The organism is Vibrio fluminensis (assembly GCF_015278125.1).
Lineage (GTDB): Bacteria > Pseudomonadota > Gammaproteobacteria > Enterobacterales > Vibrionaceae > Vibrio > Vibrio fluminensis.
In genome coordinates this window covers 1-16,950 of the sequence record NZ_JADILO010000019.1, presented here as the reverse complement: position 1 = coordinate 16,950, position 16,950 = coordinate 1, and the positions used below count along the sequence as shown (strand labels likewise).

Genomic DNA, 16,950 nt, shown 5'->3' with positions numbered 1-16,950 from the left:
AAAGATAGAAAAAAACCAACCCGAAGGTTGGTTCTTGTATCAAATAAGCGCGAGCTTAAGACTGGATTCCTAGGCCGGCGAGACGGTGCCAGTAGCCATTACATTGGCGGTCAGCAATCTTTATTGGGCTTTGGCCTTGCTCATTGGCGCGGAAACGGTCCAACTCTGAGAAGGTATCTAAACCAAGTGGACTTAAGCGAACCACATCAACCAAACCTTCCATGCTTGGGAGATCGTTGATCAGGTTGTAGCAGTAACCAGACTGAGTTTGGATGCCGTTAAGGTTAAACACTTCCTGACCTTCTTGGCTGCTTACTTGAATGCCCGTTGGGTATTTAATACAGCAAGTTTCGCAGTCGTCTTTGGCTTTGTTTTCTGCGCGCGCAGTAAAGCAGCGTGCTGAGTAAGCCAATGGTAGGTAACCATGGCTAAACACTTCTACTTCAAATTTATCGCGAATACCCAGAGTTTCACACTGAGTCATAACGTTACTTAGCCATTCACGAGAAAGCTCGACAGGCATACACCAACGCACCATACCTTGTTTTAAAAACAGGTTTAGAGTGTGCGCGTTGTAAGTGTTGATCGCCGGACCAACCACGAAAGGTACTTTGTTCTCAAATGCGAGCTGTACACCGGATACATCGTTGGCTTCAATCGTGAAGTCACCATTGTCGATGTACTTTTTCATCACGTTGACTTCGCTTGGTGCTTCTAACAGCGCCATAGTCGACAGAACGACTTGTTTGCCTGAGTCTGCCAAGTCTTTGGCAATTTCAAACCAATGAGCAGGTTTCATCTCACGACGCTTAGAGCAAACAGTTTCACCAAGATAGATAATATCGGCTGAACTGTGTTTCGCTTGCTGGTAAAAGCTTTCTACATCTTGCTTAGGCCAAAAGTAGAGAAGTGGGCCAAGTGCGTATTTCATCAATATCTTCCTAAACTCTTATTGCCATTTACGATGGTAAGCACCAAGTGTGGTCTGGGTACCCTCGGATACGTTAGCCAGTGCTGCATCCCAAGCGGCATCAACATGATACGCTTCTGGGTTAGCTTGGTAACGATCAATCGCCGCACGCCAAGTACGCGTTACTTGCTCGACATAAGCAGGGCTGCGTTGACGACCTTCAATTTTCACCGATGCAACATTGGCGGCGAACAGCTCAGGCAGCAGTGATAGGGTGTTTAGGCTGGTTGGTTCTTCAAGTGCATGGTAACGCTTAGCTTCGCCTTCAATATCAGCCACAAAGCGCCCCTTACACAGCGTTGGGTAGCCGGTGTTCTCGCCGTCACTATAGCGATCGATAAGGATATCGTTCAGGCGTGTTTCAAGACCTTGTGGAGTCTCTTGCCAGCGCACATATTTTGCTGGCGAACAAGCACCAACAGTGTTTGGTGATTCACCCGTCATGTAAGACGATAAGTAGCAGCGTCCTTCAGACATAATGCAGAGACTACCAAAAGCAAACACTTCCAACTCAACGTCGCTGGTCATATTACGCGACAGCTGTTTTACCTGGTGGATTGATAGTACGCGCGGCAGTACCACACGTTTAACATTGAAGTTGTTCTTATAGAAATCAATCGCCGCAACGTTAGTTGCAGAAGCCTGAACTGAAAGGTGAAGCTCTAGGTCTGGGTATTTGCGTGATGCGTAATCCAGTACCGCGATATCGGCTACAATCAGGGCATCTACGCCAACATCAGCAGCGCGGTCAACCGCATTGGTCCAACGTTCAAAACCATCTGGGTGCGCAAAAGTATTTAACGCAACGTGGATTTTTTTATTGTTGTCGTGCACATACTGCACCGCTTTATCCAGTTTCTTACCGGTAAAGTTCAGACCAGCAAAGTGGCGGGCGTTGGTATCGTCTTTGAAGCCGATGTACACCGCATCAGCACCGCAATCAATAGCGGTTTTTAAAGCAGGTAAATTACCTGCAGGGCATAGGAGTTCCATTGCTTACAAAATTCTATTACTTCTGTGATTGTCCGCATTTTATGAAGGATTGTGAATGGCAAATTTGATGTAAGGCAGGTTTAAGTGAGTTAGCCGACCAGCAAGTTAAAAAAAGTCGGCTAAACGTTAAATTAATTCTTATGACGACGGTTTTGCACAAACAATTCTTCTACTTCTTGTTTCGGTTGCGGACGATAGAAATGGAAGCCTTGAATCGAGTTACAGTTGAGATTAGAGAGTAGGGTCGCTTGTTGTTGAGTCTCAACACCTTCTGCTACCACGCTTAAATTGAGCGATTTACCTAAGTTAATAATGTTCTCAATTACTGTCACTTGTTTTGGCAGGATATCGATTTCATTGATAAATGCGCGGTCAATTTTTAGTTCGTCCAGTGGGAATCGAGCCAAGTAGGCCAGAGATGAATAGCCGGTACCAAAATCATCAATGGAAAGAGCAAAGCCAAGCTTTTTAATCGCATTAAGCATTTGCAGAGTATGCTCACTGTCACTCATTACGGCACTTTCGGTTAATTCAAAAGTGATACAGCTTGGATCAAGTTCAGTACTGCGCAGCAGTTTCTCCATGTAATCGATTAACATCGGATTACCAAATTGCTCTGGGGAAAGGTTGATAGCCACACGACCAGGAAGGATACCTTGCATTTTCCAGCGCTTAACGGTGGTGAACACTTCGCGCATCACCACGCGGCCAAGGTTCTCAATCAGACCGGCTTTTTCGGCGACAGGAATAAATGCCCCGGGACTAATGTAGCCCTCTACCGGGTGTTTCCAGCGAACCAGTGCCTCGGCGCCGTTAATACTAAAATCACGAGCGTTAACTTTAGGTTGATACCATACTTCGAGACCATTTTGCTGCAATGCTTTTTGTAGCTCAATTTCGAGCCAAAGACGCATGCGCGCTTCTTTGTTCATCTGATCATTGAATTTGATCAGGCGATTACGGCCTCGCTCTTTGGCTTCGTACATCGCAGTATCCGCATTTTGCAGCAAAATACGTGCATCGTTGCCATCACCAGGGTAATTCACGCTACCGATAGAGCAAGCTAAGCGCTTACTAAAGTGGTGCAAATCAAAAGGTTGATTGATTAGTGAGATAATTCGATCGGATAAGGTTTCTGCCATACGATTATTTTCAGGCTCAGGCAGTATTAAACCAAACTCATCCCCTCCTAAATGCCCAAGCACCGCTTGTTGCGGCAATAGACGTTTAAGACGTGACGAGACTTCCTTAATGACTTTGTCGCCAATATGGTGTCCAAGTGAATCGTTGATGTTCTTAAAATTATCAATATCTAAGTAGAGCATGATCAACGGCGTCTCATTCTTTACCATTTGCTCAAGGCGTTTGGTAAAACCGAATCGGTTGTAGAGGCCGGTGAGAGAATCGACATGCGCATCTTCATGAACAGAAGAATTGATTTTTTTCGGTGACTTATCGTTATCTTGAATTAAGACTAATTGCGACTCATTGCCAAGAATGACCGTTTTTGCCGATTGCAGTAGGACTTTACGCTCGAAACTACAGCGTGGTCCAGTAAGACAGCGTAGAGGTGTGTCGTGCAGAAGTATTGATAGTTTATTGTTGAATACAGTCTTGGTGTTTTCATCAATAAATAGTGTCGTGAGTTCTTCACCTAAGAGAATATTGACCGAATCAAAACCGAGTATGCGCGCCGCGGCTGGGTTGGCAGAAATAATGCAGTCGTTTTCGACTAGCAATAAGCCATCAGGAAGTAAGTGAGTCAGTACTTTGAACTTGTTCTCAGACTCTTCTAATGAACGGACTAATAATTGCTTCTCTGATGTGTCAACCGCATGGAAAGCAACGTATTGAATGTGATCGTCGTATTTCACCGGAGAGAAAGTACAAGCTAGGCTAGTTTCAATATCCAGATTGAGTAACGATATTTCAGTTTCTAAGTATTGCCCTTCAAATGCGAGATCATAATATGGCTTCAATTGTTGGTATAACTGATGACCTAAAACAGCGCTATCGCACATACCAGTTAACTCAGCATGTTCGAGTCCAGATATATCGCAATAGCGGTCGTTAACCATCACATAGTTGTGTTGGCTATCGATAATGGCCGAGAAGAAAGGTCCTTTGGCCGTGATTTGTTGAAACCAATGCTGAAGTTGTTGCGGTGGCATTTAAAGGTTACCAATTCTCCAAAGATAGAAACAAAGTGTGAATGTGCGGTTAAAGGTAATGGACTAATATAACTTTGTTCTCAAAGAGATTAAAGAGTCACAGCCATGTGGTTATTTATTGATGCACAACAGGTCACGCAAAGATTTGTTCTATTATCATCCTGACATCATTTACAAAGTAACGGATAACCTGCGTGATTAACAAGATTCGTACTCAATTAGTTCAAAATGCAGCATCAATTTTGCGATCTCCAGTCCACTTATTGCCGCAATCTGTTCAAAAAAAAGCCTTGCTTGATGGGCTTAAATTGGTATTTAAAGAAGCGCTTGAGGATGGTGACTTTGAATTCCTCGAAGATAAGTGGTTAAAAGTTGAAATCAAAGATATGAACTTGTCTTGGTATATTAGTTATCAAGATGAAAAGCTGGTGGTGGCAGATAACCCAGTAGCAGAAGACGTGTCTTTTAGCGGTAACCTGAATGACTTGGTGCTAATTGCAGGTCGTAAAGAAGATCCTGATACACTTTTTTTCCAACGTCGACTTTCCATTGAAGGTGATACAGAGTTGGGATTGGAAGTGAAAAACTTGATGGATAGTGTTGATCTTGAACTTCTACCGAAACCTGTGCAAATTTTGCTTAATCAACTGGCTGACTTCGTGCATAAAGGCGTACAATCGCCAGCAATGCAAAAAGAGGTAGCACATGCTTATACGAACTGAAGCGCCAGCGGATATTCTGGTTATTGATCGCTTGCTCAAAGAGACCTTTGAAACTGAAGCGGAAGCGAACTTAGTCATGGCATTACGAGAAAACAGCAAATTAACTTTGTCGCTGGTGGCTTGTAATGACGAGGGTGAAGTTGTCGGTCACGCCATGTTTAGCCCGGTGACGCTTGAAGGCGAAGACCTCAACTGGCAGGGTTTAGCACCATTAGCGGTACGCCAAGATGTTCGTAAGCAAGGTATCGCGGAAAATATGGTTCGCGAGGGCTTAGAGTCGCTACGTGATTTTGGTTACCCAGCTTGTGTGGTGTTAGGCGATCCTGCTTATTACTCACGCTTTGGTTTCAGTGCCGCAGAACAACACAACTTCCGTTGTCAGTGGGATGTACCAGCAGGTGCATTTCAAGTGCTAGCGATTGCGGCGGATGAGTTCGCTGAACGTGGCGGTCTTATAGAATATAGCGCTGAATTTACCGATTTATAGTTCGGTTAATTGAACGATGAAAAGGGGCTACGGTCCCTTTTTTGTTGTGTGTTGATTTGTGATAGCATTAGCAACCAATTTATAGAGAACAGCACTCATGCAAACAGATCCAATGGCATATTTATCCGAAATGGGTATCGACCAGTATCAGTTGATTCACGCACAGCGTTTGTCTGGCTATCAATCTGAATCTATTACCTTGCCGTCTGATTGTAAGTTGTTGTTGGTTTCACCTGTATTTCCTCAAGGTAGCCAAGCAGAGTTTTTGCAACGTGTATTGAAAAGTATGCAGTTGACTCTGGAGCAGGTTCGCCATATTTATCCCCAGCAGTTGGCTCAGGTAGAGTCGCTCACAGAATGGATATGGTTTGCTGGCTGCCCAAGCTCTGAACAAGTTAGTACGCTTCAATCAAGTAAGGTACTTAATTCACTGCTAATCAGTGAAATCGATGGTAACAATGAGCAGCGCAAAGCGTTGTGGCAACAAATCTGTTCCTTTTCCTAATTAATTATGACACTACAATTTCTTTCTCTTGCCGCTGAACATCTTGATGATGTTTGGGCAATCGAGCAGCAGGCGCATAGCCACCCATGGGCAGAATCGATGATTCGTGATTTAAACAGTCGTGGGGCTTCTCATCATGTATTACTTGAGAATAACCAAGTCGTTGGTTATTTCTATGCGCAGAATATCGTCGGTGAAGTAACGCTACTTAACATTGCGATTGCGCCACAACATCAAGGTAAAGGTTACGGTAAGGCTCTATTAGAGCACTTTATTGATGTGTGCGAAAACGCTCAAGCCGAGAGTGCTTGGTTGGAAGTTCGTGAGAGCAACCATAAAGCATTTTCTCTTTACGAGTCGGCAGGTTTCAATGAAGTGGATCGCCGTAAAAACTACTATCCAACCGCTAGTGGTAACGAAGATGCGATTATCATGAGCTATTTATTCCTTTTCTGATTTGCCCCGCAAAGGAATATGAGCGAAAATACCGCGCAAAATTGAATCGAATCCCGTTTGTTTAGAGTTTAAACAAGCATCCAGACAGAAAAGAAGACCAGTTTCATGTCAACGACACCATTTATTGGCGAAGTTTCTAAACGTAGAACGTTCGCAATTATCTCGCACCCGGATGCGGGTAAAACCACTATTACAGAAAAAGTTCTGTTATTCGGAAACGCGATCCAGAAAGCGGGTACAGTTAAAGGTCGTGGCTCTAATCAGCATGCGAAATCTGACTGGATGGAGATGGAAAAAGAACGTGGTATCTCGGTTACTACATCTGTGATGCAGTTTCCATACAACAACTGCCTAGTTAACCTTCTCGATACTCCGGGACACGAAGACTTCTCGGAAGATACTTACCGTACTCTAACTGCAGTAGACTCATGTCTAATGGTTATCGATGCGGCGAAAGGTGTCGAGGATCGTACTCGTAAACTGATGGAAGTTACGCGTCTACGTGACACACCAATCGTTACCTTTATGAACAAACTTGACCGTGATGTTCGTGATCCAATGGAAGTGTTGGATGAGGTAGAAAACGAACTGGGTATGATGTGTGCGCCAATCACATGGCCAATCGGCTGTGGTAAAGAATTTAAAGGCGTGTACCACATCCACCGTGATGAAACGATCCTGTATGAATCAGGTCATGGTCACGAGATCCAAGAAGTGCGCATCGTTAAAGGCCTTGATAACCCTGAGCTTGATGAAAAAGTCGGTGCAGACCTAGCAGCAAGTGTTCGTGAAGAGCTTGAACTCGTGATGGGTGCATGCCCTGAATTCGATCTAGAGTTGTTCCTACAAGGCGAATTAACACCAGTTTACTTTGGTACCGCACTGGGTAACTTTGGTGTTGACCACATGCTAGATGGTTTGACTGAGTGGGCGCCAATGCCAAAAACTCGTCAAGCGGTTGAGCGCGAAGTTGAAGCGACTGAAGACAAGTTCTCTGGTTTCGTATTCAAGATCCAAGCGAACATGGATCCTAAACACCGTGACCGTATCGCATTTATGCGTATCGTCTCGGGTACTTACACTCAAGGCATGAAGATGAACCATGTTCGTCTTGGCAAACAAGTAAGTATTTCTGATGCAGTAACCTTTATGGCGGGTGATCGTTCTCGTGCCGAGCACGCGTACGCAGGCGACATTATCGGTCTACACAACCACGGTACGATTCAAATTGGTGATACCTTCACGCAAGGTGAAGCACTGAAGTTCTCAGGCATTCCAAACTTTGCACCAGAGCTGTTCCGTCGTATTCGCCTAAGAGACCCACTGAAGCAGAAGCAACTGCTAAAAGGTCTAGTACAGCTTTCTGAAGAGGGTGCAGTACAGGTATTCCGTCCGCTACAAAACAACGATCTTATCGTTGGTGCAGTAGGTGTTCTACAGTTTGACGTAGTTGTGGCTCGCTTGAAGTCAGAATACAACGTAGAAGCCATCTACGAAGGTGTAAACGTAGCAACCGCTCGTTGGGTTGAGTGTGGCGATGGTAAGAAGCTGGATGAGTTCCAACGCAAGAACCAAGCAAACCTAGCGCTAGATGGTGGTGATAACCTAACGTACATCGCGCCAACGATGGTGAACTTGAACTTAGCGCAAGAGCGTCATCCGGATGTTCAGTTCCGCGCGACTCGCGAACACTAATATTCTTCGTATTTGGTGTGATAACTGCGTTGGCTGCGTTAATTCACACCAATCACATAGTTGACTATGCTCATGGCGATGAATGAACTTGTCGCCTTGCTCTAACACCAACTACTTTGAATATGGATTGGTGGGAAAGTTAGCTGCCTAGCCACAACGGCAACTATTTAGAATATTGTTATGTTCTAAATGAAGCTGTTGATGCTCATGGCGATGAGTGAGCTTGTCGCCTTGTTCTAACACCAACTACTTTGAATATTGCTGGATACAAAAATACCGCCCTTGAGGCGGTATTTTTTTGCGAACGCATCGCGCTAGCGCTTCCGTCTTCCGTCTTCCGTCTTCCGTCTTCCGTCTTCCGTCTTCCGTCTTCCGTCTTCCGTCTTCCGTCTTCCGTCTTCCGTCTTCCGTCTTCCGTCTTCCGTCTTCCGTCTTCCGTCTTCCGTCTTCCGTAAGCGAAGTGTTCCATTTTCCGTAAGAAAAAGGCTGATGTTTTCACATCAGCCTCTCTATTATCTCAAAGCGTAGCGCTCTCAATTGTTAAAGCGCAGCGTTCTCAATTACTTCTTCTTCGAAGTTTTCTTTTTCACTTTCGCTTTAGTTGCCGACTTTTTCTTGTCGTCTTTTTTCTTTTTCTTAAACACAGGTTTTTTGTGTGTTGGACGCATTTCTTTGATAAAGCGCTCTTTGATGTCTTCTTTCACGTAGCGTGCTACGCGGTCTAACATTTGTTGGTCATGCGCTTCAACAATTGAAATTGCGTTACCTTTTTTACCTGCGCGAGCGGTACGACCGATACGGTGTAGGTAAACATCTGCGCTACGAGGCATATCGTAGTTAATCACGTGGCTTACGTCTGGTAAGTCGATACCACGCGCGGCTACGTCAGTCGCTAGCAGAACGTTAACGCTGCCATCGCGGAAACGAGCAATCGCATTGTTACGGCGATCTTGTGGCATTTCGCCTTGGATCCATGCGCAAGGGATTTGTGCTTTCTCTAGTTCAGTGCGCAATTCCGCAAGACGTTCACGAGTTTTCAAGAACACGATAGAGCGTTCTGCTTGCTCAGTAATAATTTTCTTCAATAGCGCCAGTTTGTGCTCTGCATTATCAGCACGGTGGTACCACTGAGTAATTTTCTTACGTTCACTGCGAGATGGCTCAGCATCGATTTCTGCCGGATCTTTCAGTAGGTCTGCTGTAAAGCCTTCAACCCCTTTACCCTCAAGTGTTGCAGAGAATAGTAGGGTTTGTTTACGCCAGCGACATTCTTGAGATAGACGGTCTACTGTTGGGCCAAAGCCCATATCTAGCATGCGGTCAGCTTCATCTAGGATCAGCCATTCGATAGCGCGGCAGTCAAAACGCTCTGCTTGAATGTATTCCATTAGACGACCTGGTGTTGCCACTACGATATCTTGAGTCGTTGCGAGAATATCTGCGTGCTCTTGGTATTGCACACCACCAGTAATGGTAAAGATATTTAGTTTCGTGTTCTTTGCTAGCGCACGAGCTTGATCGGCTACTTGCATTGCAAGCTCACGAGTTGGTGTCAAAACAAGCACGCGCGCAGGCCCAGGCTTACGGCGTGGAAAATCTTGTAGGTATTGCAATGCTGGCAATACAAACGCGGCTGTTTTGCCTGTGCCAGTTGGTGCAGAAGCTAGGATATCTCTGCCATCAAGAGCTTGAGGGATCGCTTGAGCTTGCACCTGAGTTGGGCGCTTAAAACCCATTTCTTCGATTGCGCTAAGCAGGTTTGGATCTAAATCGAGTTCTGCAAAATTTTTGATCACAGTGAGTTCTCCACAAGCCTTTCGGCGAGATTAACAATATTAAGCGGCAGACAAATTACTCAGTCCCAGCGGACTAAGTCAAAAATTAGACCGCATAGTATAGTTGTATTGGTGATTAGGATCACACCTTATTTCTACATCTTTAAATAAAAGTCTTGAGTTAAGGCTGTAAATTCTGCGCTGTAGCCGAGATTACCACGGATCGTAAGGTGTTGAGTGTTGCTTTGACACATTTGCTGGCTAAGTTCAATCAGCAGGCGATTTTCGACTTTGCTCTCTGTCGGTTTGACTCGGCATAGGCGTGATAGCGTCCAACCTTGCTGTTGAGCAAGTTGAATAAATGCTTCGCCCTCAACCACCGGTAGGATAAAGCTTGCACGCCCTTGTGGTGAAAGTAGAGTTTTGCAACGAGCGAGCAGTGATAAGTGACTGAGTGTATCGGTATGTCGAGCGGTAGCCCGCTGTTGAGTGTGCGACTGTTCACCGCTATTGAAATAGGGTGGGTTGCAGATGATAACGTCAAATGGCGTTGGATAAGTGACGGCATTGATGTCACCTAATTCGACACGAATGCGTTCAGCCCAAGGAGAGTTCGCCACGTTCAGCTGTGCGGTTACCGCTGCACTTTCTTCAATATCGACAGCCCAAATAATAGCGTTCTTTTGGCGCTGGGCACACATTAGAGCCAGTAAGCCAGTACCCGTGCCGATATCCAAAATAGTTGAAGCAGTACTAACGTTACACCATGCACCCAACAGCACGCCGTCGGTACTGACAGGCATGCCACATTCGCCACCTTCGATGGTGAACTGCTTGAAGCTAAATCCTTTGGTTTTATGAATTTTTTTGTTCATTAAATATCCGGTTAAACTTTATAAATGCAGAGGTTTTTACTGTTGTATATAAATTGTATAAAACATTGCTCTATATATAGATGGTATTGTTAATAATTTTATTGGATTAATATTCTGTTTTTAATTTTCAAACTGGTGTTATCAACTGGTTTTGAGTTGTCGAGATAAATTTATATGGTGTTTTTCGCTTTGCTGTTGCGAATAGTTGAGTATTTGGTCATTATTCGGTTCTAAATTAAATAGTCCAGAGAGTGATCTAGCTCATCTGAACAGACACAACATCAATCATCAGTACAAGGGTAATTCTGTGAAGCAGTCGTTAAAATTAACAGATATCACAGCGTTAGGCTTCATGCTTTTCGCCTTCTTCTTGGGTGCCGGTAATATAATCTTCCCACCGCTAGCAGGTCAGCTTGCAGGTGAGAACGTGCTACCAGCTATGTTTGGTTTCTTATTAACAGCAGTAGGTCTTCCTCTTGTTACCATTATTGCTATTGCTGTTGCTGGTGGCTCTTGGGAAAAGCTAACCAAAGATTTGCCAGTGAAAGCGGCAACCATTATGGCCGTTCTGATTTTCATCATCATCGGTCCTGCATTTGCTGCGCCTCGTACTGGTCTGGTCGCTTATGAGATGGCGGTGAAGCCATTCTTTGCTCATGCAGAGCAGATGCATTTAACGATCTTCTCAATTGCTTTCTTTGCCATCGCGATGTTCTTTGCATGGTCACAAGGTAAATTGATCGACATCATCGGTAAGGTGCTAACACCAGTACTATTTATTGGTCTGATTGTACTTGCTGGTGCTGTATTCTTTTTCCCTCAAGGTGAAATCGTCGCTGCGCAAGGCGAATACCTAACGCATCCGTTACAAAAAGGTTTCCTTGAAGGTTACAACACCATGGATACGTTCGGTTCTCTGATGTTCGGTGTACTGATTGTTGACGCACTACGTGGTAAAGGCATCACTGAGCATAAGCCGACAACCAAATACCTAATTTGCGCGGGTATTATTGCTGCAGTCGGCCTAACATTTGTTTATGTATCACTATTCTACCTAGGTGCAACCAGTTCAACGCTCGCTGTGGGTGCTGATAACGGTGGTGTGATCCTAAGCCAGTATGTGCAAGCGCTGTTTGGCTCTTACGGTCAAATTGTACTGACTATTATTGTATTGCTAGCGTGTTTGACTACCGCGATCGGTCTGATCTCAGCATGTTCTGATTACTTTAGCTCACTAACTAAACTTTCTTACAAACAGTGGGTAGTGATTAATGGCGCTGCATGTGCGTTTGTTGCCAACGTAGGTCTAGCTCAGCTAATCGCGCTGTCTGTTCCAGTGCTATTTGCTCTATACCCAGTTGCTATCGCGCTAGTGGTACTGACGTTCCTACGTAGTAAACTACCAAACCCACGTATCGCTTACCGTGCCGTTATCTCAGTGTCATTGGTATTTGCACTGATTGATGCAGCTAAAGTTGCGGGTGTTGATGTATCAGCGTTTAACTTCCTACCACTATTTGAAGTAGGTATGGGTTGGTTGCTGCCAACAGTTGCTGCAACCGTTGGTGTGTTCTTCATTGGCAAATCTAGTCAGCCAACGTTAGTCGAAGATGTGGCTTAACCTCAGTTTAAAGTAAGCTAAGTTTCTGATAACAATCCCTCGTCATGCATAGCATGGCGGGGGATTTTTTCTATATACGAGTTCTATGTTTGAGCCAAAAAAATTCCTGTATCTCCGTCACACTTTTCAGTACAATTCTTCGGTTAAATTCTACTCATAAATATTGAGCAAGCATGTTTGAAATCAATCCAATTAAAAACCGTCTACAGGATGTGTCTCAGCGCACAACAATCCTGAGGGGGTATCTTTGACTACGACGCTAAGCAAGAGCGTCTAGAAGAAGTAAACGCAGAACTTGAACAACCAGATGTATGGAACGAACCTGAGCGTGCGCAAGCACTAGGTAAAGAGCGTGCATCACTCGAAGCGGTTGTTGAAACTATCAATCAACTAGAGCAAGGTGTGGAAGACGTAGAAGGTCTTTTAGAGCTTGCAGTTGAAGAAGAAGACCAAGAAACGTTTGACGAAATTGAACCAGAGTTAGCGGAGCTTGAAGACAAGCTGGCTAAGCTTGAATTCCGCCGCATGTTCTCAGGGGATCACGACTCATCTGATTGCTACATCGACTTGCAAGCAGGTTCGGGTGGTACAGAAGCGCAAGACTGGACCAATATGCTACTTCGCATGTACCTACGTTGGGCTGAAGCGAAAGGCTTCAAGACCGAGGTTATCGAGGTATCTGAGGGTGAAGTTGCCGGTCTTAAAGGCGCAACAGTTAAGATCTCTGGTGAGTACGCTTATGGTTGGTTACGTACAGAAACCGGTGTTCACCGTTTAGTACGTAAATCACCGTTTGACTCAAGTGGTCGTCGTCATACGTCGTTCTCATCTGCGTTTGTTTACCCAGAAATTGATGACAATATTGCAATCGATATTAACCCTGCCGATCTACGTATCGACGTGTACCGCGCTTCTGGTGCCGGTGGTCAGCACGTAAACACCACAGAATCGGCGGTTCGTATTACGCACGTACCAACTAACACAGTGGTACAGTGTCAGAATGACCGTTCTCAGCATAAGAACAAAGATCAAGCAATGAAGCAGCTACGTGCAAAACTGTTTGAACTAGAAATGCAAAAGCAGAATGCTGAGAAGCAAGCGAATGAAGATGCCAAATCTGACATCGGTTGGGGTAGCCAGATCCGTTCTTACGTTCTGGATGACTCTCGTATCAAAGATCTACGTACTGGCGTTGAGAACCGCAATACCCAAGCGGTACTTGATGGCGACCTAGATAAATTTATTGAAGCTAGCCTTAAATCTGGCCTTTAAGCTTTTCACCGACCAAAACAGGATACATCGAAAATGACTGATGCTGTTCAAAACGAAACCGTACAAGAACCTTCTGCACAAGAAGAGAATAAGCTAATTGCTGAGCGCCGCGCGAAACTGGACGCGATCCGAAAGAGCTGCAAAGCAAATGGTCACCCAAATGACTTCCGTCGTGATGCACTAGCGGGCGACCTGCAACAAGAGTTCGGTGAAAAGTCGAAGGAAGAGTTAGAAGAGCTGAACCACGTAGTGGCAATCGCTGGTCGTGTAATGGCTAAGCGTGGTCCATTCCTGTTGCTACAAGAAACGTCTGGCAACATCCAAGCTTACGCAGACAAAGAAGTACAAAAAGTACTGAAAGACCAATACCACGGTCTTGATATCGGTGACATCATCGGTGTTAAAGGTGCACTGCACAAGTCTGGTAAAGGCGACCTATACGTAAATATGGAAGAGTTTGAACTGCTAACTAAGGCACTTCGTCCACTACCAGAAAAATTCCACGGTCTAACTGACCAAGAGATGCGTTACCGCCAACGTTACGTTGATCTAATCGTGAACGAAGATTCTCGTAACGCGTTTAAGATCCGCTCTCAGCTAGTATCAGCGATTCGTCGCTTCATGGAATCAAAACGCTTCATGGAAGTAGAAACTCCAATGATGCAAGTGATCCCTGGCGGTGCATCTGCGCGTCCATTCATCACTCACCACAACGCACTGGATCAACAAATGTTCCTACGTATTGCTCCAGAGCTATACTTGAAGCGTCTAGTGGTAGGTGGTTTTGAGCGTGTATTCGAAATCAACCGTAACTTCCGTAACGAAGGTCTATCTCCTCGTCACAACCCAGAATTCACTATGATTGAATTCTACATGGCTTACGCAGACTACAAAGATCTGATGGATCTGACTGAAGAGATGCTAAGCACTGTGGCTCTAGAGGTTCTAGGTGCGACGTCAATGCCTTACGGCGACCAAATGGTTGAATTCGGTGGTCAATACGCACGTATGACTATGCTTGAAGCTATCAAGTACTACAACCCAGAGCACGAAGTAATCCAAGCGCTAACGGAAGAAGGCGTTCAAGATCGTGATCTAATGGTGTCTATCGCAAAATCTCTAGACATCTACGTAGAGAAATTCTGGACTTGTGGTCAGCTTCTTGAAGAGATCTTTGGTGAAACAGCTGAACCAAAACTAATCCAGCCTACTTTCATCACGGGTTACCCAGCGGATATCTCTCCACTAGCTCGCCGTAGCGATGACAACCCGTTCTTTACTGACCGTTTCGAATTCTTTATCGGTGGTCGTGAAGTAGCGAATGGCTTCTCTGAGCTTAACGATGCAGAAGACCAAGACAACCGCTTTAAAGCGCAAGTTGATGCGAAAGACGCAGGTGATGACGAAGCGATGTTCTACGATGCGGACTACATTACTGCACTAGAGCACGGTCTACCGCCTACAGCGGGTCAAGGTATTGGTATCGATCGTCTAGCGATGCTATTTACTAACACGCACACAATCCGTGACGTGATCCTATTCCCAGCGATGCGTCCACAAGCATAGTTTTTAATTAAATAAACTTGATTTGACTAGCAAAACCACCTTCGGGTGGTTTTTTTTTACCGCTTTTTTTTTGTTAATGAATATGCATCTATAACAATATAGCGATGCCATTTGGCTTCTTAGCAACTAATTCACCTAAATAGAGGGATTTTTGCAGTAAATAATGAAGTATCAATCGCATTTAAAAATGTCGTATTGATGGAATGTAGTCTAGTCTTATTTTTGAGACAGATTATTGAGGCAAGCTCTTATAGTGTAGTAGGTGCTTAATTGATGTGCTGGATGGCACATATAACTATAAATTTTATGCAATTTAAAAGGAAGAAGCTTAATGGGTAGTCAATTCCGAATGGATTCTGTCCCGGGATCACTAGTCGTAGTTGGTGGTAGCTACGAACCATGGCTCTCCGTACTTGAGCAAGTGGGGTGGCGTTGCACCCAATGCGCGGATTTGCGTAAAGCGAACACTTTGTTTACAGAAACGGGCCCATGTATTGGTATCGTCGATCTCAGTCACGATGAATTTAGCCTTAATGGTATCGCAAACCTTGTTAGTTCTCACAAGCAAGTACGTTGGATGGCGTTTATTCGTGAGTCTCAACTAAGCTCTGACACGATTTGCCAATTTATCGTCAACTTTTGTGTTGATTTCTTCACCGCTCCAATTCCAGATGCTCAGCTGTTAAGTTCGATAGGACATCAGCTCGGTATGCTTAAGTTGGAGAAGAAGGTCTGGCCTCATTATGGCAACAACAATGATATGGGATTAGTAGGAGAATCTATTCCCATGAAGCGTCTACGTGATCAGATCAAACGTATCGGTCCGACAGACGTCAGTATCCTTATCTATGGTGAAAGCGGTACCGGTAAAGAGACGGTCGCACGAGCAGTGCACAAAACATCAGCTAGAGCACATAAAGAGTTTGTGTCAGTTAACTGTCGAGCGTTGTCTGAGCGCCGTATCGAGAGTGACTTATTCGGCATCAATCGTGATGAAGCGGATGAACCGTCGCTGTTAGAGCAAGCCGATGGCGGAACGCTGCTTTTGAACGACATTTTGACCTTACCAAAATCTCAGCAAATTAACTTACTGCGTTTCTTACAAGAAGGAACTGTGGATACTCTCGATGGACCCAGAGAAGTAGACGTGCGTGTCCTCGCTGCTAACTCTGCTGATATAGAGAAAGCATTGATTGATGGTGATTTTAATGAAGAGCTTTACCATTATATCAATGTACTGCGCATTAATGTCCCAAGCCTAAAAGAGCGTGCCGGCGATATTGCCATCTTGGCTCGTCACTTTTTGATGGATTACTCGCGAGAATATAACGCTCAAGCGCGTAGCTTTACCGAAGAAGCCGTAAGGGCACTAACACGCTACCATTGGCCGGGCAACGTACGTGAATTGATGAACCAGATTAAGCGGGTTGTTTTGATGTCAGACAGCGTGATGTTAGACGAAGTAAACCTTGATTTGCCTAAGCGCAGCGATGGTAAACGTAGTCTTAAGAGTATCCGTGAACGTAGTGAGCGTGATGCTTTACTTTTGGTTTTAGAGTCTCATGCTGGCCAAGTGTCTATGGCAGCAAAAGAGTTAGGTGTATCTCGCGCAACAATGTACCGACTGCTTAATAAGCACAATTTAATCTCTGATAGCACAGTTTAATTGCTTATTGAACATCAAAACAAAGCCATGGTTGAAACCATGGCTTTCAGACTGCTGACAAAGGTCTAGCTTTCGAGCTAGACCTTTGATCTAATAGGGGTATCGAAATATGGATACTCCGATATGCTTCAAGAACCGACTCCGCAACAATACGAACTGGAAATGGTAACGATGGA

Annotated in this window: 14 protein-coding genes; 9 read left to right on the top strand and 5 right to left on the bottom strand. The window is 44.8% G+C overall.

Annotation, left to right across the window (positions count from 1 at the left end):
• Positions 1 to 55: 55 nt before the first annotated feature.
• The 3 genes from IRQ95_RS13465 to IRQ95_RS13455 form a co-directional block, all read right to left on the bottom strand.
• Positions 56 to 931 carry a U32 family peptidase gene (locus IRQ95_RS13465; RefSeq protein WP_194437418.1) on the bottom strand — a complete coding sequence of 292 codons (876 nt, stop codon included), beginning with the start codon at positions 929 to 931 and terminating at the stop codon, positions 56 to 58.
• 18 nt (positions 932 to 949) lie between these two features.
• On the bottom strand, positions 950 to 1,963 hold the full coding sequence (gene ubiU / locus IRQ95_RS13460) for a ubiquinone anaerobic biosynthesis protein UbiU (protein WP_075651407.1): 1,014 nt from the start codon (positions 1,961 to 1,963) through the stop codon (positions 950 to 952).
• A gap of 131 nt (positions 1,964 to 2,094) precedes the next feature.
• Positions 2,095 to 4,134, bottom strand: a complete 2,040-nt coding sequence (locus IRQ95_RS13455; RefSeq protein ID WP_194437417.1) for a bifunctional diguanylate cyclase/phosphodiesterase — start codon at positions 4,132 to 4,134, stop codon at positions 2,095 to 2,097.
• Positions 4,135 to 4,328: 194 nt separating this feature from the next.
• Here IRQ95_RS13455 and ubiT point away from each other — a divergent pair, with 194 nt between their 5' ends.
• The 5 genes from ubiT to prfC all read left to right on the top strand — a co-directional run bounded on the left by ubiT (position 4,329) and on the right by prfC (position 7,999).
• On the top strand, positions 4,329 to 4,856 hold the full coding sequence (gene ubiT, locus IRQ95_RS13450) for a ubiquinone anaerobic biosynthesis accessory factor UbiT (RefSeq protein ID WP_194437416.1): 528 nt from the start codon (positions 4,329 to 4,331) through the stop codon (positions 4,854 to 4,856).
• Entirely contained in the window at positions 4,840 to 5,343 is a 504-nt protein-coding gene (locus IRQ95_RS13445; RefSeq protein ID WP_194437415.1) for a GNAT family N-acetyltransferase, read from the top strand. Before ubiT ends, IRQ95_RS13445 begins: the two co-directional genes overlap by 17 nt.
• Before the next feature lie 97 nt (positions 5,344 to 5,440).
• Positions 5,441 to 5,848 carry a DNA polymerase III subunit psi gene (locus IRQ95_RS13440; protein ID WP_194437414.1) on the top strand — a complete coding sequence of 136 codons (408 nt, stop codon included), beginning with the start codon at positions 5,441 to 5,443 and terminating at the stop codon, positions 5,846 to 5,848.
• 6 nt (positions 5,849 to 5,854) lie between these two features.
• Entirely contained in the window at positions 5,855 to 6,304 is a 450-nt protein-coding gene (gene rimI, locus IRQ95_RS13435) for a ribosomal protein S18-alanine N-acetyltransferase (protein ID WP_194437413.1), read from the top strand.
• A 105-nt stretch (positions 6,305 to 6,409) separates the two neighbouring features.
• Entirely contained in the window at positions 6,410 to 7,999 is a 1,590-nt protein-coding gene (gene prfC / locus IRQ95_RS13430; RefSeq protein WP_194437412.1) for a peptide chain release factor 3, read from the top strand.
• Between the two features lie 560 nt (positions 8,000 to 8,559).
• Here prfC and srmB read toward each other — a convergent pair.
• Together srmB and IRQ95_RS13420 are read right to left on the bottom strand one after the other, a co-directional pair.
• The gene (gene srmB / locus IRQ95_RS13425) at positions 8,560 to 9,795 is read right to left on the bottom strand and encodes an ATP-dependent RNA helicase SrmB (protein WP_194437411.1); all 1,236 of its coding nucleotides are present in this window, start codon (positions 9,793 to 9,795) and stop codon (positions 8,560 to 8,562) included.
• A gap of 134 nt (positions 9,796 to 9,929) precedes the next feature.
• Positions 9,930 to 10,649, bottom strand: a complete 720-nt coding sequence (locus IRQ95_RS13420) for a tRNA1(Val) (adenine(37)-N6)-methyltransferase (protein WP_194437410.1) — start codon at positions 10,647 to 10,649, stop codon at positions 9,930 to 9,932.
• 307 nt (positions 10,650 to 10,956) lie between these two features.
• Between IRQ95_RS13420 and brnQ the strand changes: the two genes are divergently transcribed.
• The 4 genes from brnQ (at position 10,957) to vpsR (ending at position 16,774) form a co-directional block, all read left to right on the top strand.
• Positions 10,957 to 12,270 carry a branched-chain amino acid transport system II carrier protein gene (brnQ, locus tag IRQ95_RS13415; RefSeq protein WP_194437409.1) on the top strand — a complete coding sequence of 438 codons (1,314 nt, stop codon included), beginning with the start codon at positions 10,957 to 10,959 and terminating at the stop codon, positions 12,268 to 12,270.
• Positions 12,271 to 12,443: 173 nt separating this feature from the next.
• A protein-coding gene (prfB, locus tag IRQ95_RS13410) for a peptide chain release factor 2 (protein ID WP_194437408.1) occupies positions 12,444 to 13,542 on the top strand; the annotation gives its coding sequence in 2 pieces (ribosomal slippage) (positions 12,444 to 12,518 and positions 12,520 to 13,542; 1,098 coding nt in all).
• A 33-nt stretch (positions 13,543 to 13,575) separates the two neighbouring features.
• A complete protein-coding gene (gene lysS, locus IRQ95_RS13405) occupies positions 13,576 to 15,108 on the top strand; it encodes a lysine--tRNA ligase (protein ID WP_194437407.1) in 1,533 nt (510 codons plus the stop codon).
• 331 nt (positions 15,109 to 15,439) lie between these two features.
• Entirely contained in the window at positions 15,440 to 16,774 is a 1,335-nt protein-coding gene (gene vpsR, locus IRQ95_RS13400; protein ID WP_194437406.1) for a cyclic-di-GMP-binding transcriptional regulator VpsR, read from the top strand.
• Positions 16,775 to 16,950 lie beyond the last annotated feature (176 nt).